The organism is Nostoc sp. 'Peltigera membranacea cyanobiont' 232 (assembly GCF_002245985.1).
GTDB lineage: Bacteria > Cyanobacteriota > Cyanobacteriia > Cyanobacteriales > Nostocaceae > Nostoc.
Genome location: NZ_NOLK01000138.1, coordinates 1 through 22013, shown reverse-complemented (window position 1 = coordinate 22013; position 22013 = coordinate 1). Strand labels below are relative to the sequence as shown.

The window sequence follows — 22013 nt, the reverse complement described above, 5'->3', positions numbered from 1 at the left end:
AGAAATTGCTAAATATTTCTAATTATCAGACAGTAAGTACTATTGATTACACAAATTTGCGTGGTTTATTAGCAAAAGGAAAATGGCAATCAGCAGATCGAGAAACTTGGGAACTGATGTCTCAAGCACTAGCAAAGCCTAGAGGTAGTTATATATTTAGTAGTGATGTTGAAAAAATTCCCTGTCCAGATTTGCAGACTATTGACCATTTATGGGTAAATTCCAGTCATGGACGCTTTGGTTTTAGTGTACAGACACTTATTTACAAAAACGTGAATGGAGATTATGGTATTTTTTGTAATCAAGTTGGTTGGTATATATACAATTATACTTCTGCCAACTCGGAATTTGATTTTAGTCTCAAAGCACCAATCGGTCATTTACCCTCACGTATTTGGATTGGTGGTTCTCAACCGTGGCGATACCCCAATGCTTTGGCTATAAAACTAGCAGCTTGTAGTATTAGTTAGTGGGATTGAATGAATGCACTCCCGAATTGTGCCAAAAATTCGAGATGCCCGATCATCAAAAGGCAAAGATACAAAATTATTTAATATATACTGAAACGTCTTGTGCTTGAAAACAAGGTACAACATGAAATTCCAAAGAATTTTAGCTAACTTTCCTTTCGGCAAACAGTCAGCAATCAAGACGCTCGTTCCTCTTCTCCCCCCAAAGCTAAGAACCACATCAGCATTAATCATGAACTTTCAGAGGAATATCTAAAGAGATAGTAAGGAATTTATAAATTTAGGTTGTGCTAGCTTAGAAATTGAACTATGGAGCTAGTTTAGCTGCTTTATTAACTATTTAGGTAGATTTTTTATTGATACAGCAATCAGCATTATATGAACCAGTTTCTAGCTTTGGTATTCTGTACTTGAATTGAACAAAGTAAGCGATCGCGCTCATCAGTTCAATTTGTATTGGGCATTTCTCCCGTTGGCAAAGAACGAATTAACTCCCGAATAAAGTCTGTTGCTGGTCTTCCTGTCATTGAGCAGTATTTTTCTAATATTTCTGCTTCACCTGATGTCAGATTTATTGTTATTCGTTTAACAGCCCATTTTTTATTCACTGGTTAAATTAACTTTACTTGAAACTATTCTTATGGTATCAATCACTCAAACTGTTATGACAATGATAAATGTAAGGATATTAGCCTCAAGAAGCTGTGAAGTAAACGCTGCAAACTTTGAAACCGTAGTGAAGAGTCTAAATAGAGTATAATGTATGAATTTTAGGTGATTTAGAAGTAAATATTATGAATATAACATCAATATTATTGCTTTAGTTATAGTTTTGGTTTGCCAGAATATACAGATATTAAACGCTGCTTAACTAAGTAATCAATTTGATAAATAAGCGCTCCTTGAATTAACCATATAATCCCAAATATTACTATAATCTGCTGCTCAAACTGGGTGTAAGTTTCAGGATGTTTTGTATAACTCAGATGAAATACAGGTAAAATTATAGTGCAAACTAAACAAGTAACCAAAGTAGATAAGATAATTACAAGCCAGCCGTATAGACCTTCCCACCAACTCATTAATTTTGGTATTATCCCTGTTACAATCCCTATTTCTGGTGCTTGAATTTCTGAAATAAAACGGCTGAAGAACAAATGTAAATAGTGATGCGTAAAAGCAATAACGGCAATTGGAGACAGGAGAGTTATTATCACAAATATAGCCAGTAACTCTGGGCTATTTGCAAACTTAGCAACATCATATCCTAATTTTATTGAAATTTCAGCTACAAATCCAATTACTCTCAGGAATATCATTAAAATAAAGGATTTTAACCAGCAACTAGGATATGGTAGATATGTAGGCCAATGAGACTTTCGCCGTTTTTGTTCTCCATTGTCTACAATATTTGGTTTATTCATAGTATGAAAATAAAAACAATGTTCTATGTTTAGTATTCCCGTTTTACAATTAAAAACATCACTTGTAATGTGCTGTTTATTCTGACTAGTAGATAAGCCTATTTAGGTTTTACTTAAAAAATAAAGTAGCAACACTTAACTGCTAGAATTATGACGTTTAAGGAGTTTTGGCTTAGGCGTTGGGGTCGTATTTTCGGGAATCTGATAATTAGCCACAGCAGAGGCGATCGCCTGTATTTGCTGTTCGCTCAAACACTCAGGACAGCTACCCATTGCTTGCAGTAGTGCAGGTACACCTTGAAAAACTTGTACTGAGCAATTGTTAACTCCCAACCATTTAGCGATAGGGAAGACCACAGGAGCATAAACGCAATTATTAGGGAGAGCGGGAACTACAGAAACTATCCATTGAGCAAACATCTGTTGATGGTAAGCACTTTGAGACGTTGGACTATGAGTTATTGCCACCCAATTACTGCCTTCTCGACGTTTCCACTTATCGTTGTATGCTGTAAATGAACCCTTCCAAGTTTTGATTTCCAATAAGAAAATGCCTTTTGTACCTATAAGTAAGTGGTCTATCTCGGTTAAACCACCGGAGTTATTAGTAGGAATTAGAGCATTATTGAACATAACCCAAGTATCAGGAAAGTATTGCAATATGGCTGAAATTCCCCATTCACCCATGCTGCCTTTGAGTTGATTTTTGGCTTGCTTAAATTCATAAACGAATGAAGCTAATCCACTTAATGTATTCTCGCCTAAAGCTTGGTGAATTTCTTGGTGTACAGCAGACTTTTTAGCAGTTATTTTTTCTTGGAATACTGCTCTTAACTTTAGCGACTGTTGCAGAGTTTTCATAACCAGTTTTCTAATGAACTTGAACGGAATTTTGAGTAGGTTTTGTCTGCATACTGCTGGGCGTATTTAACTTACGAGATAATGCCAGCGCACCCATAGCAAACTGCTGATACACTTCCGGTGGCTTATTCATAAAGATGATCATCGAGTTGCGGTGGCTATAAATTGCCAAATACCGATTTTTATTGATAATTGCATATACGATTAGAGCAATACCTAAACCAATAATAATTAAGCCGCCTAAAAAAGAGTGAGCTAGTAAACCTAGAGCAAAAAAGATGCAAGAAGCTCCAGTGCCTAACAGTGCATAAATAGGTGCTTCTTGAGTCTCAACTGAATCAATATTTTGAATCCGTATCCAAGTATCTTTCTTCTCTAAGTAGGTTTTAACTGTAGCTTGAAGAGTATCACCAGTTACTTTGACGGTCATTTGCCCTTTAGCAGGAATTAAGATATTACCCCACACCTGAGCAGGTTTTCCTGTAATTTCAGAAAGAGGTTGATTACTTCTCATATTTGTATTACCGTTCATTAGATGTTTTACTTAATATCTAAACCTAGTTATTATTTGCTATCTGCATTAAGTGTTTCTTCAACAGTCAAAGAACGAATCAACTCTCGAATCACATCGGTTGCTGCTCGTCCTGTGATTGAGCAGTATTTTTCTAATTTTTCTGCTTCCCCGGATGCCAGATTAATTGTGAGTCGTTTAGTAGCCCATTTCTTATTCACAGGTTAAATAAACTTTCTTGTAAACTACTTCTCTAATATCAATCATTTAAACTGTCGTTACCACGATATATTTAATGAAATTAGATTCAAGAGGTTATCAAGAAACTGCCATCAAGTTTAAAACTGTGATGAAGTAATTAAATAGTTTCTTGAGGATAAAGCTTAGATAATTTTAAAACAAGAACTGTGAATAGGATATAAGGTAAATCATTTTACTTTGTTAAGCAGACAGTAGAAACACATAATAATTGACAGCTTATGAATAATATGTCTAGCAGCAATATTGAGCTAGACTGAATTAAACCAAGAACAGCAAAGATTCTAGCGAACCGCGATAGCTCTTACTTCAAATTTAACGATTGAATAAAAGATGCACCCTTAGACTTTAGTTCCTCAGATGATGGTAGTAATGCTAGAGCTTCAACTGCTTTACTATCTTTGATACAAAATAAACTTCTTTGATACATTAACTTACTGTTAATATTTATACTATTTTTCTTACTTTCTGCTTGTAATGAAGGGCTGGGAACTCCTGTTAAGGTAAAGTCTAAACATTTATATCCATTCTTCATAACAGAAGTTTCAGATATCTTTTTCCCGTTCACAAAGTTAGATTCATTTGCAGCCTCGCTAATAGCCTGTAAAATTTTTGGAATCTTTTCAGCAGCTATTTTTTTAGCAAAGGTTGATTGAGCTACAGTATATGCAGATTCACCTTTTATAGCTGTCCATGTGCGGGTTGTTATGCCTTTAATTGGAGTATTAACCTCTTCTACAACAGAACCCGGCATCAAAATGCTGAAGTTCCCTTCTTTAGGAGTAAATACTTGGTCTTGAGATGATGCAGGAGCGCAAGCCGATAAAGCCAATATGCCCAAGTAAGTTATTACCTGAAAATGATTAATAAATTTGGTGAACCAATTCATAATTTGTTTGAACAATTAAATTTGTTTACTGTTTCTAGCTTGTTTACACCCAACCTAAATCTTCTAAAGCTTGACTAACCTGCTCCCGTAACTGCCAGTGCCATTCTCGTTGACTAGTAATTTCAGCATCTTCCAATGTTTTCCAGTACCCAGAAGCTAACATTAGTGACCAAAATGGTTTACCATTGTCGTCTCGTTCTGGTGGCAAATAGTTGAAGTGATTTGCAATCAGTTCCGCTATTCTGGCGTATTGCAGATTTGCACCACCGAAATTTTCATATCCAGCTGCTTTTGCTAATCCAGTTGCAGTAATAATTTGTGCAGGTGCGTGATAATGCGCTTTTAGCATAGCTTTATGACTATTCGTTATTTCGCAACTAATAGCGATAAAAGCTTTTTTGTAATCCTCTACTGGCGGAAACTGAATAGCTAAAACTTCTTGAATTACATAGCTTTTGAACCTGTCTATGTCGGTAAAATAGCGATAACCAAGACGATTTGCGGCCTCTTCTACTTCTTGATCTGCATCAATTATCAGGGCAACTGGTTGACTTTTCCCGGATTGCAAACCATTGGGCCATGCTAAATCCAGTACTGTACTCACTGTTCCTGTAGAATCAGCAATTTCGTACATCCATTCACCAATCGGTAATCCCTGCTCCTGCACCCATACATTACATTCTTCCAAAACTCGTTCTTCAGCCAGTGGTACAACCGCAGTAGAGGTTTCCGCTTGTTCTTCTAAAATAGAATCTGTCGCTTTTAGTTCTGGAATATCCCCGATGAGTAGGCTATTCAAAAATTTATTGGCAGCTTGAGCTAAAAGTTCACGGCGTGCGGTTAAGAAATCACGGTAGTTTTCAATTTGCCACAAACTACGTTCCATTGGTATCCAGTGCGTTGCGATCGCACCCGGTTGGGTTTGCTCGAATGCCTCAAAATACTCAGAAGGGTGTCGGTTTGAGACTTTGAGGTTGGTTTCTTGGGTTAGAAATGTCAGGTTAGCGATCGCGTTAACTTCAGATTTGGGATATCCAGCTTTGGAAAGTAGCGATTTCGGAAAAATATGATGGACTTGCAAATAGCAATGTTTACCGAGAAGATGTTTGGATAGTTCGATACCACTATCCCAATCTTGTGCTTGATGCACGCGAGTGAGCATATAAACTAATGGGTAAAACCTTGCTCCCATACCCCAACCTTGAAAGTCAATAGCTTTGATTTCCAAGTCTCCGCGATTTTGCCGTAGGTTGGCGATAAGTTGGTCTAGCGGATTATCTTCAGATTCCAATATGTGTAAATCTTGTGCTAGAACGCTCTCAGTTGAGCCTGCGTACCGTCCCCACAATAAAGTATGTACGTACCAGTACAATAACTTGTCGCGCTCTGTGTGATCTCTAAGATGTCCGCCACGACTAACAAGGTAACGCACCATGAGAGGAAAGGCGTAAATGCCACCGAGTACCCGATTGTGGTCGAGTCCCAAGCGCCCAGAAATGAGGTTGAGCAGGGTATCAATAGCTTTTTCTGCCTTGTATAGCCCGTCTTGAAACGTCGCAGTCTTAACATCTTTGAGTGCGGAAAACATTGCCTCTCCGGTAATAACTGCATTAATGCACCTCAGCAACCACTCCAAACGAAAGTCAAAACCTGCTTTATTCCATTTTGCTAGACGTGCTTTGAGTTCACTGCGGGCATCTGGCCATTGAGCGCAAACTTTTGCTAATGCCAAATCACCTTTGGATAGTTTGGTTCCTCCGCTATTAACAGTGTTAAAAATTTCTACAACAACATCAACTGTTTTATCTTCACCAGTGACTTCTTCAATATGCAAATTGATATTTTTAATGCCTTCTAGTTTATTTAAAGCATTAATGTAAGTAGTCAAATTCAGACTAAGCTCTGGAATTTTGAGCAAATGCCCAATGAAAACTCCTACTCCTTGCTGCATCAATTCAGTCACATTTACCCATAAGGGGTTATCCTTCATTTTGACGGGAGCGTAAAATTCAAATATTTCATCTTCCAAGTTGAAATATAAACCAGTGAAAGCTTGCACATTGCCATCAAAAAACTGAGGCGGTCTACCCCGCACAATTCCATAGAAGGAGGTAATGCGCTGTTGCCCATCTAGTAGCAGTTTAACTGTGCCAGTGGAAAGTTTACCATCGCCACGAGCATGGTCAATTGCTTGTTCGGTTTTAGTTTGCCACACTAATAAACTACCAATGGGATGTCTGCGATATAGCGAATTCATCAATCCACGCACTTGGTCACGATTCCATACGTAACCACGTTGGAACTCTGGGAGTGCAATGCTGCCGAGATCGATTTGGTCAAGGATAGTTGTAATATTCATAATTTATTTTTTCTAGACAACTTATAATACTTATGCTGCTTTTGCAAAAGATTTACCCAGTTCAAACATACTGAACAGCCAGTGATGCCATTCTTTATAAGTGATAAATACTTTTAAAACTGATTCCAAATCAACATCCAAATCCCTATTTTGAATGTCAATAATTGTCTGATAGGTCAAATCCAAAGCAATTCTATCTTCCTTGGCGAACGGCTTAAACTTTCCATTCAGTGAATTATTCAGTTGAGTTATTCTCTCTCTTCCTACTTTACCCTTGACTTCAGTTAATCGCTCATCTCGAAATAAACCAAAACGGTCATGAGGATGCAGGCTTACTAGCTCATTGAAATTAGTGATTCGGCTAGTAAAAGACGAAGTACTTGGGTCAAATTGCAGAAACCCCATTACATAATTTTTATTACCAGTCTCAACCACAAGATGTTCTGGTAAAACTCGCTTTCCCAAACGATATTGAGTTAGTCTAATTGGCTTTATATGGTTAAAAGCTTCAGCAATAGTTTTTAGTTTACCCATGTCATCATAATCAGAAATGATCGGAAGGTTACTATACTGCTGCTCAAGTTCAGCCTTCTTTCGAGTTAAATACTCAATAAGGTTATCTGAGGTATGTAGTTGAAGCTTAGGAGGTTCAGGAAGAAACTGCTGACGCAATTTTGTTAAATCAACTGACGACCCTGGTTCCTGTATGGCTTGAACCAAATCTAGAAATGCTTCGGTTAGTTTTTGCTGTTGTTGCTGTACAATTCTTAGCTGTTGCTCTAGCTGTTCTTTACTATCAAGCTTATGCAGGTTTTCTTTGACAGATGCTAGAGGAATTTGACGAACCCTGTAGTTATAATAGTCTGCTGCTCGGTTTAATACCCCTCTAATTGGCTTTTGTCCAAGAATATCTTCCAAATCTTCAGAGCTAAATAATATTTCTAGAGGAATATCAAGCGCTTGAAGCTTTACCCGCAGAATCGCTTCAAGTTCTGTTTCATCTGGCTGACGTAGATAAATCTGGTACTGCGAGACTCGACCAATAATTGAGTTATCAAAGCTAGCTTGAAACTGTTCCCATCGATCGGGAAACATATTGAGAATAATTAAACTGTTAGGAACGTGAGTAAAAATTTCCTTGATAGCTTCCCCAAAATTCAGTAAGATTTCTCGGTTATGTGAAAGCCCCAATCCTTCTAGCTGATCGAAGACGATAATTAAGGGTTCATCCAAGATAGATAGTTTAGCCAAAACTGAAATTGCTTCCAAAGAAAAGGCTTCTTGGCTGAGGTCTTCTCCCCAATTTGGCAAACCAACTAATTCTGCCTCTTCTTTAGATAAGATGTTAGCAGCTAACCAACGGGTAGTAATATCTTTGCGTCGTGGGTCAGTATAACTACAATACTTAACAATTCCCTTGAGAATAGCAAGAGCAAAACCTCCAGAAGAATAATGACCCGCCCACCACTCGTTGATTCGTTTTTCAATGTGTTGCCAGTAATCTCGTCTGCGCCCAGTTCCTTCGGCTCCAAGCGCATCTAAATTTTTATCTTGTAGAGCTTTAATAATTTCTTGGTCTTTCTGAGATGTAACTCGGAAACCGAGAATTTTATAAAAGCTATTGATAATCAGGTAGTCCAATTGAGTAGCAGAACCAACCGACTGTACCAGGGACTCCAAAATGCGGCTGTAGATGTGATGCAGTACTGCTTTGGGATGGTTCGGTTGACGGATAAATAACAGTCGATTATTGGCTAGTCGCTCATTGGCTAGTCTCATCATTAAGTGGGTTTTACCAGTCCCCGGCTCTCCAATAACTACGACTCCTTTACTCTGACGATTGGAATCTAGTTTGATGTCAGCCAAAATTGACTCAAGAGTAAGATACTCTTGGCGGTAAGTAGCAAAATAATCAGGGTGAGTCTGAAACGGAGTATCAACCCGACTAGCACTAAATGGATTGGGCTTTTGTTTTAATTGCTCAATCATCATCTGACGATAAAGCTGGTAAGTAAACTGGGCATCATATCGAGCAGCATGAGCCATATCTCGAATAAAGTAGCGCTTATTTACCTGCAAATTAAAATGCTTACTCAGGTGTTCTAGGGAATGGCTTTCTAGCTCTGGCCAAACACTTTTTGCTTTTTCCCAAGTACACTCAAATTCTAGTTTGGGGCAAAAAAGACCAACTCGGCGAAAACTGGACTGAAGTATCTCAATATCATGCAAGGCATAGTGGCAGACTATTTTCTTCCCTTGGACAAGGCTCAGAAACTCTGTGAGCAGAGTTTTGAGACTTTTAAGGTTAGGCAGATTCTTGTTGTGGTTGGGATAATCACTAGAAAACCCTTCATAGATCAACCGTCCCTGACTATCCACAATCGCCAATTCACTTAATTCCGGTTTCCCCTCAGTATCTAAAACTACAAAGTCCATATAACCCTGACTACGAATAAGCTATAGCAAAATTAACACAAGTATTTAATAAGGGGTATAATTTGTATCACTAAAATAAGTAAGATAAGAAAATAAAAGTAGATAACCCGACAAGTATCCATGTCTTTCAATGGTCGCAGTCAGTATTGATGCGATGAAAATTTCCCACAGCGAGCGCAATCTTACTTTGATCAAGGTAAGCTAACTGTAATTTGATTTTTTAACGTTGACCCAAAAGTTAGTTAAACTAAATGTCAATAGAAAATTCTGAATACAAATCTAAAAACTCTTGATCTTGATATTCTTTAAAGTAAAATTTTTCTGCATAATCATTTTTATAATATAACCCTCCTTCATGGCAAGAATATTCAAATTCATATTGCATTAAATTTTTTAAACTTATTAATGTAATGTCATCTGAATAAGGGCTAGAGTATATAAACTCAACTTTTGAACCATGAATAATCTTGACTATTGCTACATAAAGTTGATTATGAGAAAATTGCTTAGATTTTATATCATAATAAGTGCTATGAAGCCCTAATAGTATTTCTGTATGACCCTGAAAATTATAATGTGGTTGAGCATCACTTACTGGCAATTCTAGGTAAACAATAATGTCTTTATCTTATGAAAATGGCTGTTCTTTTAAAAAGAAACTCCCTTTATTATTTTTATGTAAAGTAGCATCAAAAATTTTGATATTACTTATATTACAATCAATATAAGCAGGTTTTATATATTCGCTATTTTCCTCTATCTGCTTTTGACTTTCCTCTATATTTTGTAAACTCTTAATTTTTTCGATAGTTGATTCTTGTAAAATAATAGGAATGATATGATTATCTCTGTTTAGCCCAATTTGTCCAAAAGCTCTTAAAATAAAAGAAGATTCAGAAAAAGCCAAACATGGTACATTTTTGATCAGTTTTAGGGTAATTCCAGCTTCAGGATGAAATTTAACTTTATAATAGTGATTTCTCTCTACAGTATCAATCGTGTATAGTCTCATAAATACTTCAAGGATTATAGGTAGATGTTATTTCAGGCTAAGTAGTTGATGAGGAGTTAGGTTCTTACGCCATCATTCCAGCGATCGCTTACTAATTATTCTGCTGCGTTCTGATCCTCACGGAGATAAAGTGAAAATTCACGCAATTCAATTTCAAACACACTCAACATAAACTTAATTCTATCTCGAATAGCATTAGCTGATAAATTGCCTTCCGCACAGATACCATTGTTAATTTCGATAGCTTTTCTCAAGCTGCTTTTATCTCTAGAGAAAAATACTCCACCACGAACAGTTTTAGCATCAGGGCTATCTACAAATTCTTGAAAACGTTTTATGTCTTTAGCAGCTAATTGCTTACAAAATAGTTCGTAGAGATACCGCCAAGTGTTAATACCCTTATAAGCTTGTCCTTGCAATATAAAACCATAAGGACGTTTGTAAGTAAAATTTTCATCAACTGTATATGGCTGAGTTGTATCAAGCTCTTGAGTAATCCGCTCATGCTCTGGCGTTCCCTTTTGGGCAATATCCGCTACTTCAATATGAATGTTAGTAAACTGTTCTATTAGTTGTGAGATATCAGAAGCATTCTGATTAAAGTTATCTAGATTCTGATTAAAAACTAACTTAAATTCAAATCCTTTTTGCAATGCTTGGGAATCCTTATGATAAATATTGAGCCAAATATCATCAGAGAGCGCTAACAGATTTTCTTGTACTCGTTCAAGGTCAGCTAAAATTTGTTGTACTCTTTTCTCCATTGTTTTTCTCCATTAATAAGTAAATTAGAAAACATTAATTAGAATTCAATTCCTAGTGAAAATCAAGTTAGATTTTGTGCTTAATCAGTTCTAGAACAATTATGGATATATAGGTTTAACTCCTTTACCACCATTAGGCGTTTTGCAATACCAGCGGAAATCACAGCTTTTACAATCTTGTTCACTGATATTACCCGGAGCAGCAGCTTCCCATTGATTAGTACAACGTGATTCCTCAATCTGATTTACAGTTTTAGTAAACTCATCTATAGCTACTTCAATTTCATCAGGTTCAATGCTGACTTCGATTAAAGCATTAACCGGACGCTGAGATGGGCAAGTATCACCATCAAGTTCATTAAGAAAATACAGAACTGCTTTTTTGGGCAAAACACCATGTTTGCGTTGGTAAAGGTAAGCATAAACCCGCATTTGAAACTCATAAGTTTCCAAATCTTTTGGATTTAAACCAAGACGGCTACTACCTTTGTAGTCCCACATCTCACAGTTTGCAGGATCTGTATTTTCATTGATTGAATCTATCAGTAAATCTACAACTCCATGAAGAATATGACCTACTTGATCTGCTTGTAATCTGTGTTCTGTATCTCTAACTCTTGGGTATAATGCAGCACCTTCTAAAGCATTGAAGTATTGTAAAATCTTTACAGCTTGAACTCTGGTATTTGACCTAATAGCCAGAATTCCTTTACTATTTAGACCATTCTCAACCTGAAGAAAATATTTAATAATATCGCTTGGTGGTAACGGTACTGTCTTTTTATCCTTCTGTGCTTCTTGAACTTCATCAAAATAGTTACGGATTTCTTCTTCTTTTAGTGTCAGCCCATTATCAGGTAGCGATCCTTTAGTTGATGGCTCAGTTACTCCATGAAAATGAGCATGGCATCGATCTAAAACTTGATGAATTACAGTCCCGAAGTAAGTTTGTGTTTGCTGTGCAGGCGCATACTTATGGACATTAAAAGCTGCATATTGAAGCCCACAGCGTCGAAAGGAAACAACATCTTGAGTGACACTATATCGGCGTTTAATTATCGTTTTATTAGATATAGGTATAGAGATATCTTTAAATGGTTTTGACATATTTATTTAAATTAGAATTGTATTTCTACGAAACTCAGTAGGATTACGAGAGGGAGCAGCTACATGGTTTTTAATATGCTCTTGAGTACCTACCAAAATTAGACCATACTGTGCGCGTGAATAAGCCACATAAAGCAAGCGGATATCATCTTCAGTAGCTAGTAAATCTGGATTTCTAGTACTTCTAGAATAAATATCTTGTCGAAATGGCTCTAGATCACGCTCAAGAATTTGCGCTGCTCCAGCTTTTTTCTTTTCTCCAAGTTGTGCAACAAAGACAAAAGGAAATTCTAACCCTTTTGATTGGTGAATAGTCATTATAGGAAGATAACCTTGAGGCACTATTACTTCTTCATCCTCATCATCGTCGATTCCAGCATCGATTAAGTAGCTGACAAACATCATATAAAAACGATTTAGGAAATCTGGCTCAATACCATTTCTATCTACGTTTGAACGCAGACCATCTAACTTAAAACTGTGATAACCATCAAAAAGACGTGTAACTTTAGAAAGCCGTAAATTTCTTACTGGATCTTTCTTCCATGTCCTGAATGGCTCTAAAGCAAGAATACGATAGATTATTTCTAACAAGTTGAGGTTTAGAAAAACACTTTCCTTGCTAGATGCACATAGTCTAGGTAATTCTAAGTTACTACGATTTAAGTAGTCAAATAATTCGCTAGCATAGTAATTGGGGTTTTGTTTTACACTTGAGAGAGTCTGAAACCATTCCTGGATGATTTTAACCCATGAAAGTGGTTCTCCTTTGAAGCCTTTATAATCATTAAATGTATGTTTTATATCAATAACTTGTACTAACGCTGCCAACAAACACTGTACTTCCTCTGATTCCATAAAGGATTTTGACCGAGGATTGTAAACGCGAATATTGTGTTGCTGAAATGCCTGAATATAAGGCCCTGCATTTTTTGGTGAATCTTTAGCACTACGTAAAAGTAAAACGCATTGACTGAGATCGGATATAATTCCATCACCCATTAAATGGTCTTTGATTAATCCAGCTACAGCGTTTGGCAAATCTCCCGCCTTCTTCCGTTCGAGCCAAGAAACAGCAGGGTAGTTACCTGTAATGGAAGACGCAGCTTGAACTGGATTTTTATCAGGCGCACGTACTCCAGGGGCTATCATCTCTGGAAACGAAGTAATGTATTTATTGAAAAAACTAACTATATTAGTATGCGAACGATAGTTCTGATCCAATTGAATTTTTTTAGGAGATTTATCCAAAGTTGCCATGCAAGCTTTATCAAAATTGACCATGCAAGATACATTACCACCCCGGAATCGATATAGAGCCTGATCGTCATCACCCACTACAGTAATACTATGTGAACTTTGATTAGCAAGAGCTAGGTAAATTCTTTCTTGAATCGGGTTAGTATCTTGATATTCGTCAACAAGTATATGCAGCAGAGGCGGCTGGTTTTCTCCGTCTCCTTCTAAAAATCTTTCTCCAGTAGCAGAGGTTAAAAATTTAAGGAAACAACCTTGAAGATGAGCAAAGTCACATCTGTATTTATTTCGTAACTCTTGAGTATACTGCTGATAATAATCTGCTAGTGTTGCCCAGTTATCTCCAGCTAGAAGCATTTTATCTACATCAAGATTGTCTTCTACAATATGGTTGAAAAGAGTTACTGCTGCCTTGGCACGTTTCCACTTACTAGGACAGTAATCTTTACTTCGCCAATCAGGAACAGTGTGAGCAAACTGTGTCCAGAAGTTTAAATCTTGATAATTTGCTATTGAGGCAGAACGATAAACAAATAAATCCTGCTCTACCTGATTTAGCAAGCGAACATTTTGGTATTCTTCATAACGGTATTCTTGAAGAAGATCATTGCATAAACTATGTAATGTGCCTATTCTTATGTCAGCTAAATCTACCGATTGAAGACTAGAATCTGCCTTTTGAAGTGCTGCCAAATAACTTGCAAGGCGGTCTTCAAGATTACGTGCCGCTTTTTGAGTAAAGGTAGTTAATAAAATAGAGCGCGGTTTGACATTATCTACACAAAGTAGCTTTAAGGTGCGTGTAACCAATACTTCGCTTTTTCCCGAACCTGGCCCTGCTAAAAGCCATAAAGAACCTCCGCTATACTCAACGGCTTCTTTTTGCTTGTTATCCAGGTCATACCCACGAGCATTAGGTTGAGCAAGACAGGTATGAAAAGTTGTTAAATTTATCATTGTTACTTCACTTCTACTGTTGCACTGGCATCATTGCCGAAGACATCAACTAGACGAACTGCGATCGCACGTTTCCCGACTGGCAGTTCTGGGCTTGCAGCGACAGTTACCACAGTTGATGCTTGTTTCCCATTGCCTCGAATAGCTTGCCAAGTAGAGCGAAAGGTTTTACCGTCATAGTCCCAATCAATCGCCCAGTAGTCGATGAGTGCAGCAAAGTTGTCCTTAATAGCTTTACGGAGTTCTACCTGCTGTTTTTCTGGAATGGGATAGTTCATCAACACATAGCGGTCAATCTTCAGAGTAATAACTACTTTGCCATCACCAGCATTGCTCACCTCTGGCTTGCTAACTTTTAGATAGGGCTTTTCATGGAATGTAATTTTGTCCCGTAGACTATCTAACTCAGCTTCATTCTTAGCTTTCTTAAGATAGTTGTAGATTTCTGGGGGAATGGTTAGGGGCTTGATGTTCACCTTGAGCGGGGTTCTCAATGCCGCTTTTCGGTTTTCTAGTTCGGTGTTGAAATTGTAGTCATAATCCCAAGCCAATACTACTAGCGTTTTGTAGCCTGTACCGTCAAGAATTTCAGCCTCTTGAGCCAGTTCGATTACTTTTTTGGCGGTTACAGGTCTGTCTGGATAGCCTACATACACCAATTCAGATTCTTGCCCGTCGGGGATGTGGCTTCCAAGGTCGGGGCGATCGCTTCTCGGTGCTGCTCCGTATAGCTTAAGGATAATTCGCTGCATTTCATTGATTTTGCTACCAGACAGATAAATCATGTGGCGTTGATAGTTACCAATGTTTTCTAGCAGAAAAGGTTTAGCGCCCTGATTGACTAAGCGGTTGCGAGAGACTTGGATAGCAACCTTGTCCAGATTAGAACCAACCCAGCGGCGGTTGAGTCTTTCGGCAACAGCCATTGTTGTACCTGAGCCACAGAAAAAATCAGCAACTAGATCGCCTTCATTGGATGAAGCTTGGATAACAATCTCAAGCAATCGTTCAGGTTTTTGAGTGCTATAGCCCAGTCTTTCATTAGCCATTGGATTAATGACTGGAATTTCCCAGACATCAGCTAGCTCTTTGCTATCACTCTCGACATAGATGTAATTTCCTTGCTCATCTCGCTGCCACTCATTTTTACCAAGTTCTTTGTTCCACTTCCTGTAGGGTTGCTTACGAGTTTGTTTTACAGGTACGCGAACAGGGTTATAGGTAAATTTATTTCCTTTTGCATACAAATAGATAGTATTGTGGAACGAGTCAAAAGCAGCCGAGTTAGCTCCATACTTATTTGAGTAATACCAAACAATTTCTGAGACGAATAAATTTGAACCAAATACCTCATCTAGTAGTAACCGTAAATAACTATCAACTCGCCAATCAGCGTGAACATAAATACTACCATTTTCGCTCAGAAGTCTTTTCATTAACTGGAGCCGAGGATACATCATATCCAAATATGAATCTAGCCCTGCTTCCCAAGTATCTGTATAGGCTAATCGCTCAATAATACTCACCTCCTTATTAACTTGTTTACCCTCAATTGTTATTTGATGTGTATAGTCTGCTTCGCTAGCAAAAGGAGGATCGATATAAATCAAATCAATTTTACCGGCATACCCCTGAGCTAAAAGTGCCTGCATTGCTAACAAGTTATCACCCCAAATGAACCGTTTAATTTGGGATTTATTTATCTCATAATTTTCCATAAGATAGCCTTATATATCCTCAAACGACTGCTTATGTTCAAAATTGGAAATGGCAATTAAGGGAAGATTGCCTTGGTCTTTTTGAGGGTTTGGAATAACTATTTCAGCAGTTTGAAATTCAATATCTTTGGGATTTGGCGCACGTTTTGGTTTGGTATCCCATACAAGTTTTACTGAATCTTTGCGTCTACGTCTGGTTGCTTCAGTCATAATTTCTCCTAAATATTCAAACCTAATTCACCATAAAGCCCAGCAATCAGCGCCTCTCGTTCCATTCGCATTATTGGCAGCAAGGCATTAAAGGAAGCACCATCATTCGCCTCAAACACGCTCTGCTTCAGGATGATGTACTCCCACTCTTGCGGCTGTGATCCTGGCGGAGTTACTGTAGAAGCAGCTTTACACCAAGCAACAGCAGCCTGAGCCTTTAAAGCTGTGCTGGGGTCGCCTATTAAATGGTCGCCCTTTGTCTCAAACAAGAAAATTCGATCAGCAGTTTTGACCACAAAATCTGGCTCATACTTGCGTTGAATGCCTCGGTCATCTCGCCACGCAATAATCAAATCGTGCTTGCGGTCTAGTTTGGCAAATGCTAGAACTTCCGGGGATGGATTCAGCAATTTGCTGATAATCTTACGTTCAAATCCTCCCTTTACGGTTTGCACAGCTTGATAGGGATAAATGCAACGCTGTACAGCTACCATGTTTGACTGTCGCATCAATAACCGAGAGACATCAGAGAGCTTGCGCCACACTGCCCCAGGCTGATACTGTAAGTCACCTGTCGCCCGTGCGATCGCAGCACGGATTTGATTAACAATAAAATCAACTATCTGCTGACTTTGGAGAACTACATAGTTATCAGGGTCAGTAAAATCAATGTCTTCTGTAAATAACCACCGACTCACATATTCATCTGCTAAAGCGGCAATCTCAGAACTGAAGGCCGTCAAGTGCATCATTTTGCCTGACTGTGTAACTGTCCTGGCTATTTGCTGAAGGAAGAAGTTGTAGTCAAAGTAATCGTTTTCTAGTACCCAAGTCTTAGCCTTTGTTTCTGTCTCAACGTGTACGTCTGTTATCAACGTTTTAGCTGACATCTGTTTTTGTAATGAAAACTTGACTGGGTAATGCCCCAGCGAATTCACTTCAACATCAGCTAAGTTGGGAATAGGGGCATTGTCAAAGATTTGGATAGGCCAGCAGATGTCATACTTGGGAATTCGTAAAGTATCAGCATGTACTTCAACTAAATCACCCGCGGCCTTTTGTCCCGAACTGTCACCTGAGCCAACAGTGTAACCCTGCGATCGCAAGTAGTTCTCGTAAAAGTCCTTAAACTTGGGGTGTTCCACAAAAGGGAGTTGCTGAAAAATCAATCTGCTGAAAAACTCGGTATGGTGCTGACTCATGACGCTCTTGTTGGCATTGCTTTAAGAAAGTCATAAACCGCCGCCAGATTAGCTCCTCATCGTTTCCTGTTTCAGAATTAGGTTTTTTGGCAGCGTGGACGTGGTGAGCCTCATCATTAAGAACGCAGATATCAGGATATTCAGTCAGCAAGTCTGCAATAATTTCTGCTTTGGGAATTTCCTCACGTTCCCCCATAAATTCTTCCCACAGTGACGGTTTATCCTTGGCAAACCGGAACTGCTGCCAGTTCGTCACCATTAAAAACGGGCCATCGGTGAGAGTAAGATTTTCTCGAAAGTCATCGGGGGTATATAGCTCATAGTAAAAGCGATCGCGCCATCGCGTACCAGGAGGAACGAATAAGGGCTGACTTAGGTCAAATTCAAGAGACACTAAAATTCGTTTCTGTACTTCCCGTCCAGGGGTGACAATCAAAAAACGGCTGGTAAATAAACCAGGACGTTCATCGTTTAGAGCATTGAAGTAGTGCCAGACTATGAGCGCATTTAACACCCAAGTTTTACCGCTACCCGTTGCCATTTTTAAGCAGTATTTGGGGAAGCTAATCGGGTTTAGTTCATCCTGCAAAGCCTTTGAGCGAGTAACCACTTGAACTGTGGGACTTTCGGAAGCAAAATTTTCATACAGCTGGTAAGGATTTTGAATCCCTAAAATTTCATGGCAGTAGATGATAGTTTCAATCGCCTGCTGCTGGCATTGATGGAACTGTGGCCCGTCTCTGTCCTCTTCAAACCAGTAGCTCAAAAGTTCTGATGTAGTCTGTGTAACACCAGCCCAGCCCGTATTTCGCCATCCTTCAACCTCACCTTGCAGCAGGGTCGGAATCAGTAGCCCTATAGTGTTGGCAGTATTTGCTCTGCGTTTGGCTTGCACCATGTAAATAATCCCCGAACTAATTTGGCAAATACTTCGCTAGCAAATCCCGCCCTTGTCCGCCTATCTCCTCTAACATCCCCTCAATCTTTTGCATAGCTAGAGATGAAGGCTTGGCACGTCCTTTCTCCCAACGATTGACCGTTGAATAAGTTATACCTAAAGATGCTGCAAACTGTTCTTGTGTAAGACCAGTTATGCCACGGAGTTCACGGATGAGCTTTCCAACTTCCGGTTGGTTGATTACCAAAGGTTTCTTAATGGTCATCTAGCTCAAAACCCACCTATTAATCTGGCGAGTGATATGTATTCCGCTACATCCTATTGGGGCTAATCCTGAATTGATAGGCGAAAATATACTCGAATATTATATTTGCTTGATTGTTCAACTATGTAATTACACAGTCAAAGTTAGTATATTGTTTTTAACCTGCGTAGGCGCGGCCCACCATAGGCATCGTATGAGCCACTCGAAAGTAACTGCTCTGTGTTCGTTACTAATGTCACTTGGGTCATTGGTGTCAAGTTAAGAAAAATAGATGGCTGTCAAGAGTGGGCAAATCAATGGTAAAAGTCAATCAACACCCCTGTGTTGAAAAAGCCATGAGTAAACCACGGAAAAAGCAAGGGAATCCAGATTTTCGCCATCGAGTCAGCGTACCTGCCCCAGCCAGCCAAGAGATAGAATCACGCCTATTTGAACTAGTCAGCCCAGGTACATTTGCTAACCTCAAAGGGGTAAAAGACAAAGGACGGAGCTTGCGTTCACGAGTACTGACCTTGCCAGTAATGGCAGCAATAGTGCTGAGTATAGTGTATCGACAAATACAGCATCTCACAGATGTATTGCGATCGCTAGAAATAGAAGGATTAATGTGGGTGAAAGCAACAAGAGTGAGTAAGCAAGCGTTGTCACAAAGACTCAATAGTTTGCCGGCTACACTATTTGCGAAATTATTCGAGCAAGTGATAGAGCGTCTGGCAGTGAAAAGGAGCGCAAGAGAATTAGCCCCAGCTTGGTCATCAGTAGCACAAAGATTTACCGCTATCTGGATTGGAGATGCCTCAACACTCGAAGCGATGAAAAAACACTTCGGACAACTGCAAGAAAAAACAGGTGCGGTGTTGGCAGGAAAAATACTGATGGTTGTAGAAGCTTTCACTCACACTCCGGTAGCAATTTGGTATGATGCTGATGCCAAAATCAATGAGACTCGGTGGTGGCAAGCACTGTTAGAACGTTTACCTGATGGTGGCTTACTGATAGTAGACATGGGATTTTATGGTTTTGAGTGGTTTGATTCTCTTACCGCAGCTGGCAAGTATATACTCACACGCCAAAAGAATTTGGTGACATATCGGGTAACACGTGTACTTTCTCAAGGCTCTCACTACAAAGACGAAATTATTCATATGGGATTGAATCACACTCACCCTTGCCACCATCCCATGCGCCTAGTATCAGTATTGTGGGGTAAGACTTGGTATCATTATTTAACTAATGTTCTTGACCCACAACAACTTTCGGCACAAGAAGTTTGTGATTTATACCGACGACGTTGGCGGATTGAGGACGCATTTTTATTGACTAAGCGATTGTTGGGCTTGTCCTATCTGTGGGTTGGTGGTACTAACGGTGTACAAATGCAAATATACGCTACTTGGATTTTCTACGCTGTTCTGAATGACTTGTGTGCTGATGTAGCGATCACTCTACGACAGCCCATTGAACGCATTTCCGTAGAAATGGTGTTTCGCAGTTTATATTTTTTTCACCGCGCACTTTTACTTAACGCTGAGTTAAAACTTATTCCTTGGCTTGTCGAACATTATCGTTCGATGGGCTTGGTTAAAGCCGTCCGTCAACGTCACCGACGAACTGCTGCTTGGTCACTTGACATTTGGGCTAATGCCTTAACTTGACACCTATGCACTTGGGTACGATAATTTTATACCTCTGGCAATACTGCCAAAACTATAAAGAACTCAATTTATGACTAAACCAATACTGCTTTTTCTTGATATTAATGGTGTAATCGATGTTCAAGAAGACGGTAAAACACCAGAACAGATTTCAAAGCGTGAGACAGGATACCCTGTCCCTGGAGCTAAAGAATTCTTGCAGGTAATAGATAGCTGTCCCTGGATTCATCCTATGTGGATTTCTTCTTGGGGATGGCAGTCCCAGGAGTGGAATAATTGGTCAAAAACCCGCCTCTGGCCTGTTGCTTATTCCTTTGAAGAGTTTGAAAAAGAAGAAGCACTGAAATTATTTCCAGATGCAAGTGATAAATATTTAGCAGCACGCTGGCATAGCCGAGACTGGCAACATCGCATTGTATGGATTGAAGATGGCTTTTGTATTATGCTGAAAGCTTTAAATTGGGCACAAAGCAATCCTAAAGTTAAATTGATTGATACCTCGCCGACTATGAAAGAGCGTCGTCAAGGTTCCGAGATGGGAATAAGACCCTGGAATATTGAACGAGTCTGTGATGCATTAGATATTCAAGAAAATCGAGAAATATTGTTGAATCAAATTAAGGCTCCTGTTCCCGATTTAACCCAAAATATAATTTCTGATACTGAATCAAATCAAAAAATAACATCTAATCAAATTAATGCTTCCATCACACATTTTGTAGAGCCATTAAAAAAGCAGTTACTAGATTCAAACAAAAATGCTAAAAATTCGGATAATCCAACGCCATTTATATTGAAAATTCGTAATCTCTTTAAACTGGGAAATCGTACTTAATATAAATTAATTAGCCATTAAAGTTATATCTAAAATTCCAGCATACCCAGATGTAGTTACTACGCTATTGGTTCAGACAGCAATCCTGACATATCTAATATTCGTTCTGACCAAGCACTAGCTTGCTCGGACATATTTCTGCGTTCGCTACCATTAGACCAGATACTATCAAAAGTTAATCTCCATCGTGCCAGTTGAACTTGAATGTTAACCAGTTCTTCAGCATATTCAGGCTCAATTTCTGCTGCCGTCCATTCGAGAAAACACATAGTTTCATCTGCAACACTTTTAACCGCTTCAGGGTAAGCAGTGTCACAAAATGTTCTCAGCCTAGCTAAATTAGAAGCTATATGTCCTAAGCGAAGTGATGTATTTTCACTTTGAAAATGTACTTGTTTTTTATCTAAATTCTGGTTCATATCGACCAATTAGCTACTGAGTTATTTTTTAACACGTTCTTGAATGGCTGGGTCTTGAATTAGCATTGAGCGATTATTTTGACTTGGACGAATGTTAATAATCGATTCATTGATTAAAAGGAGTCCAGTCAGCACCCCAGATATCTCGCTGTCTACTACCGTCTTCAAGCAATGTTGCTTCGCAAAAAGCGTGTTTCTCTCCTCCTCCAGCTAAAATACCTCTTTCTATGTCTACTGCTATTTTGATATATAGTTTCAAAGTTTGCAGCATTTGATGAAATTCTTCTAATATTGCTCTTTGCTTGATAATGAGTACCAAAATCTCACTCCTAACACTCTAAATACGTAACTAGCTACAAGTTTTATTTTTGTGGAACCACCAAATAAATCTCTGTATTGAACAATTAAATAAATTCCACCTCATTTGGAAAAATAAATTCACACTCAACAGGTGATAACCAAATATGACAAATTACATTGTCATATTCTTCTGCTTCAACTATCGC

Annotated in this window: 24 protein-coding genes; 3 read left to right on the top strand and 21 right to left on the bottom strand. The window is 38.7% G+C overall.

The window, feature by feature from the left end:
* On the top strand, positions 1–470 hold a 470-nt coding region (locus CDG79_RS31005; protein ID WP_143855626.1), incomplete at its 5' end, for a GUN4 domain-containing protein.
* Positions 471–916: 446 nt separating this feature from the next.
* Here the strand turns inward: CDG79_RS31005 and CDG79_RS31000 are convergent.
* The 18 genes from CDG79_RS31000 to CDG79_RS30915 form a co-directional block, all read right to left on the bottom strand.
* Positions 917–1078, bottom strand: coding sequence for a CopG family transcriptional regulator (locus tag CDG79_RS31000; protein WP_094331932.1), 162 nt, complete (start codon positions 1076–1078; stop codon positions 917–919).
* 216 nt (positions 1079–1294) lie between these two features.
* Positions 1295–1894 (bottom strand): hypothetical protein, encoded by a 600-nt coding sequence (locus CDG79_RS30995; protein WP_094345547.1) that lies wholly within the window; start codon positions 1892–1894, stop codon positions 1295–1297.
* A gap of 135 nt (positions 1895–2029) precedes the next feature.
* On the bottom strand, positions 2030–2755 hold the full coding sequence (locus CDG79_RS30990; protein WP_094345546.1) for a nuclease-related domain-containing protein: 726 nt from the start codon (positions 2753–2755) through the stop codon (positions 2030–2032).
* Positions 2756–2765: 10 nt separating this feature from the next.
* Positions 2766–3287: a hypothetical protein gene (locus CDG79_RS30985; RefSeq protein ID WP_094345545.1), complete on the bottom strand. Its 522-nt coding sequence runs from the start codon at positions 3285–3287 to the stop codon at positions 2766–2768.
* 32 nt (positions 3288–3319) lie between these two features.
* Positions 3320–3487: a CopG family transcriptional regulator gene (locus tag CDG79_RS30980; protein WP_094345544.1), complete on the bottom strand. Its 168-nt coding sequence runs from the start codon at positions 3485–3487 to the stop codon at positions 3320–3322.
* Between the two features lie 341 nt (positions 3488–3828).
* Positions 3829–4428 carry a hypothetical protein gene (locus CDG79_RS30975; RefSeq protein ID WP_223278433.1) on the bottom strand — a complete coding sequence of 200 codons (600 nt, stop codon included), beginning with the start codon at positions 4426–4428 and terminating at the stop codon, positions 3829–3831.
* 28 nt (positions 4429–4456) lie between these two features.
* On the bottom strand, positions 4457–6772 hold the full coding sequence (locus CDG79_RS30970; protein WP_094345543.1) for a GmrSD restriction endonuclease domain-containing protein: 2316 nt from the start codon (positions 6770–6772) through the stop codon (positions 4457–4459).
* A 30-nt stretch (positions 6773–6802) separates the two neighbouring features.
* Entirely contained in the window at positions 6803–9208 is a 2406-nt protein-coding gene (locus CDG79_RS30965; RefSeq protein WP_094345542.1) for an exonuclease domain-containing protein, read from the bottom strand.
* Between the two features lie 247 nt (positions 9209–9455).
* Positions 9456–9809, bottom strand: a complete 354-nt coding sequence (locus CDG79_RS30960; RefSeq protein ID WP_094345541.1) for a hypothetical protein — start codon at positions 9807–9809, stop codon at positions 9456–9458.
* 27 nt (positions 9810–9836) lie between these two features.
* Complete coding sequence (locus CDG79_RS30955; protein ID WP_094345540.1) at positions 9837–10220, bottom strand: hypothetical protein; 384 nt, start codon at positions 10218–10220, stop codon at positions 9837–9839.
* Between the two features lie 95 nt (positions 10221–10315).
* Positions 10316–10984 carry a hypothetical protein gene (locus tag CDG79_RS30950; protein WP_094345539.1) on the bottom strand — a complete coding sequence of 223 codons (669 nt, stop codon included), beginning with the start codon at positions 10982–10984 and terminating at the stop codon, positions 10316–10318.
* A 99-nt stretch (positions 10985–11083) separates the two neighbouring features.
* Positions 11084–12091 carry a PD-(D/E)XK nuclease family protein gene (locus CDG79_RS30945; protein WP_094345538.1) on the bottom strand — a complete coding sequence of 336 codons (1008 nt, stop codon included), beginning with the start codon at positions 12089–12091 and terminating at the stop codon, positions 11084–11086.
* A gap of 6 nt (positions 12092–12097) precedes the next feature.
* Positions 12098–14305, bottom strand: a complete 2208-nt coding sequence (locus CDG79_RS30940) for an ATP-dependent helicase (RefSeq protein WP_094345537.1) — start codon at positions 14303–14305, stop codon at positions 12098–12100.
* Between the two features lie 2 nt (positions 14306–14307).
* Positions 14308–16023 carry a DNA methyltransferase gene (locus tag CDG79_RS30935; RefSeq protein ID WP_094345536.1) on the bottom strand — a complete coding sequence of 572 codons (1716 nt, stop codon included), beginning with the start codon at positions 16021–16023 and terminating at the stop codon, positions 14308–14310.
* Between the two features lie 9 nt (positions 16024–16032).
* Positions 16033–16233 carry a hypothetical protein gene (locus tag CDG79_RS30930; protein WP_094345535.1) on the bottom strand — a complete coding sequence of 67 codons (201 nt, stop codon included), beginning with the start codon at positions 16231–16233 and terminating at the stop codon, positions 16033–16035.
* Positions 16234–16241: 8 nt separating this feature from the next.
* Entirely contained in the window at positions 16242–17435 is a 1194-nt protein-coding gene (locus CDG79_RS30925) for a hypothetical protein (RefSeq protein WP_143855625.1), read from the bottom strand.
* Entirely contained in the window at positions 17359–18333 is a 975-nt protein-coding gene (locus tag CDG79_RS30920) for a DEAD/DEAH box helicase family protein (protein WP_094345533.1), read from the bottom strand. Before CDG79_RS30920 ends, CDG79_RS30925 begins: the two co-directional genes overlap by 77 nt.
* Before the next feature lie 16 nt (positions 18334–18349).
* Entirely contained in the window at positions 18350–18598 is a 249-nt protein-coding gene (locus tag CDG79_RS30915) for a helix-turn-helix domain-containing protein (protein ID WP_094345532.1), read from the bottom strand.
* Between the two features lie 335 nt (positions 18599–18933).
* On the opposite strand from CDG79_RS30915, the gene CDG79_RS30910 reads away from it, so the two are divergent.
* Together CDG79_RS30910 and CDG79_RS30905 are read left to right on the top strand one after the other, a co-directional pair.
* Positions 18934–20253: an IS4 family transposase gene (locus CDG79_RS30910; RefSeq protein ID WP_094345548.1), complete on the top strand. Its 1320-nt coding sequence runs from the start codon at positions 18934–18936 to the stop codon at positions 20251–20253.
* Between the two features lie 70 nt (positions 20254–20323).
* Positions 20324–21088, top strand: coding sequence for a hypothetical protein (locus tag CDG79_RS30905; RefSeq protein WP_094345531.1), 765 nt, complete (start codon positions 20324–20326; stop codon positions 21086–21088).
* A gap of 59 nt (positions 21089–21147) precedes the next feature.
* On the opposite strand, the gene CDG79_RS30900 is transcribed toward CDG79_RS30905, so the two are convergent.
* The 3 genes from CDG79_RS30900 to CDG79_RS45645 are packed head-to-tail and all read right to left on the bottom strand — an operon-like array spanning position 21148 to position 21826.
* Entirely contained in the window at positions 21148–21507 is a 360-nt protein-coding gene (locus tag CDG79_RS30900; RefSeq protein WP_094345530.1) for a hypothetical protein, read from the bottom strand.
* 21 nt (positions 21508–21528) lie between these two features.
* Positions 21529–21642, bottom strand: coding sequence for a DUF5674 family protein (locus CDG79_RS45650; protein ID WP_442946262.1), 114 nt, complete (start codon positions 21640–21642; stop codon positions 21529–21531).
* Complete coding sequence (locus CDG79_RS45645; RefSeq protein WP_442946261.1) at positions 21614–21826, bottom strand: DUF5674 family protein; 213 nt, start codon at positions 21824–21826, stop codon at positions 21614–21616. The genes CDG79_RS45650 and CDG79_RS45645 overlap by 29 nt, the downstream gene beginning before the upstream one ends.
* Positions 21827–22013 lie beyond the last annotated feature (187 nt).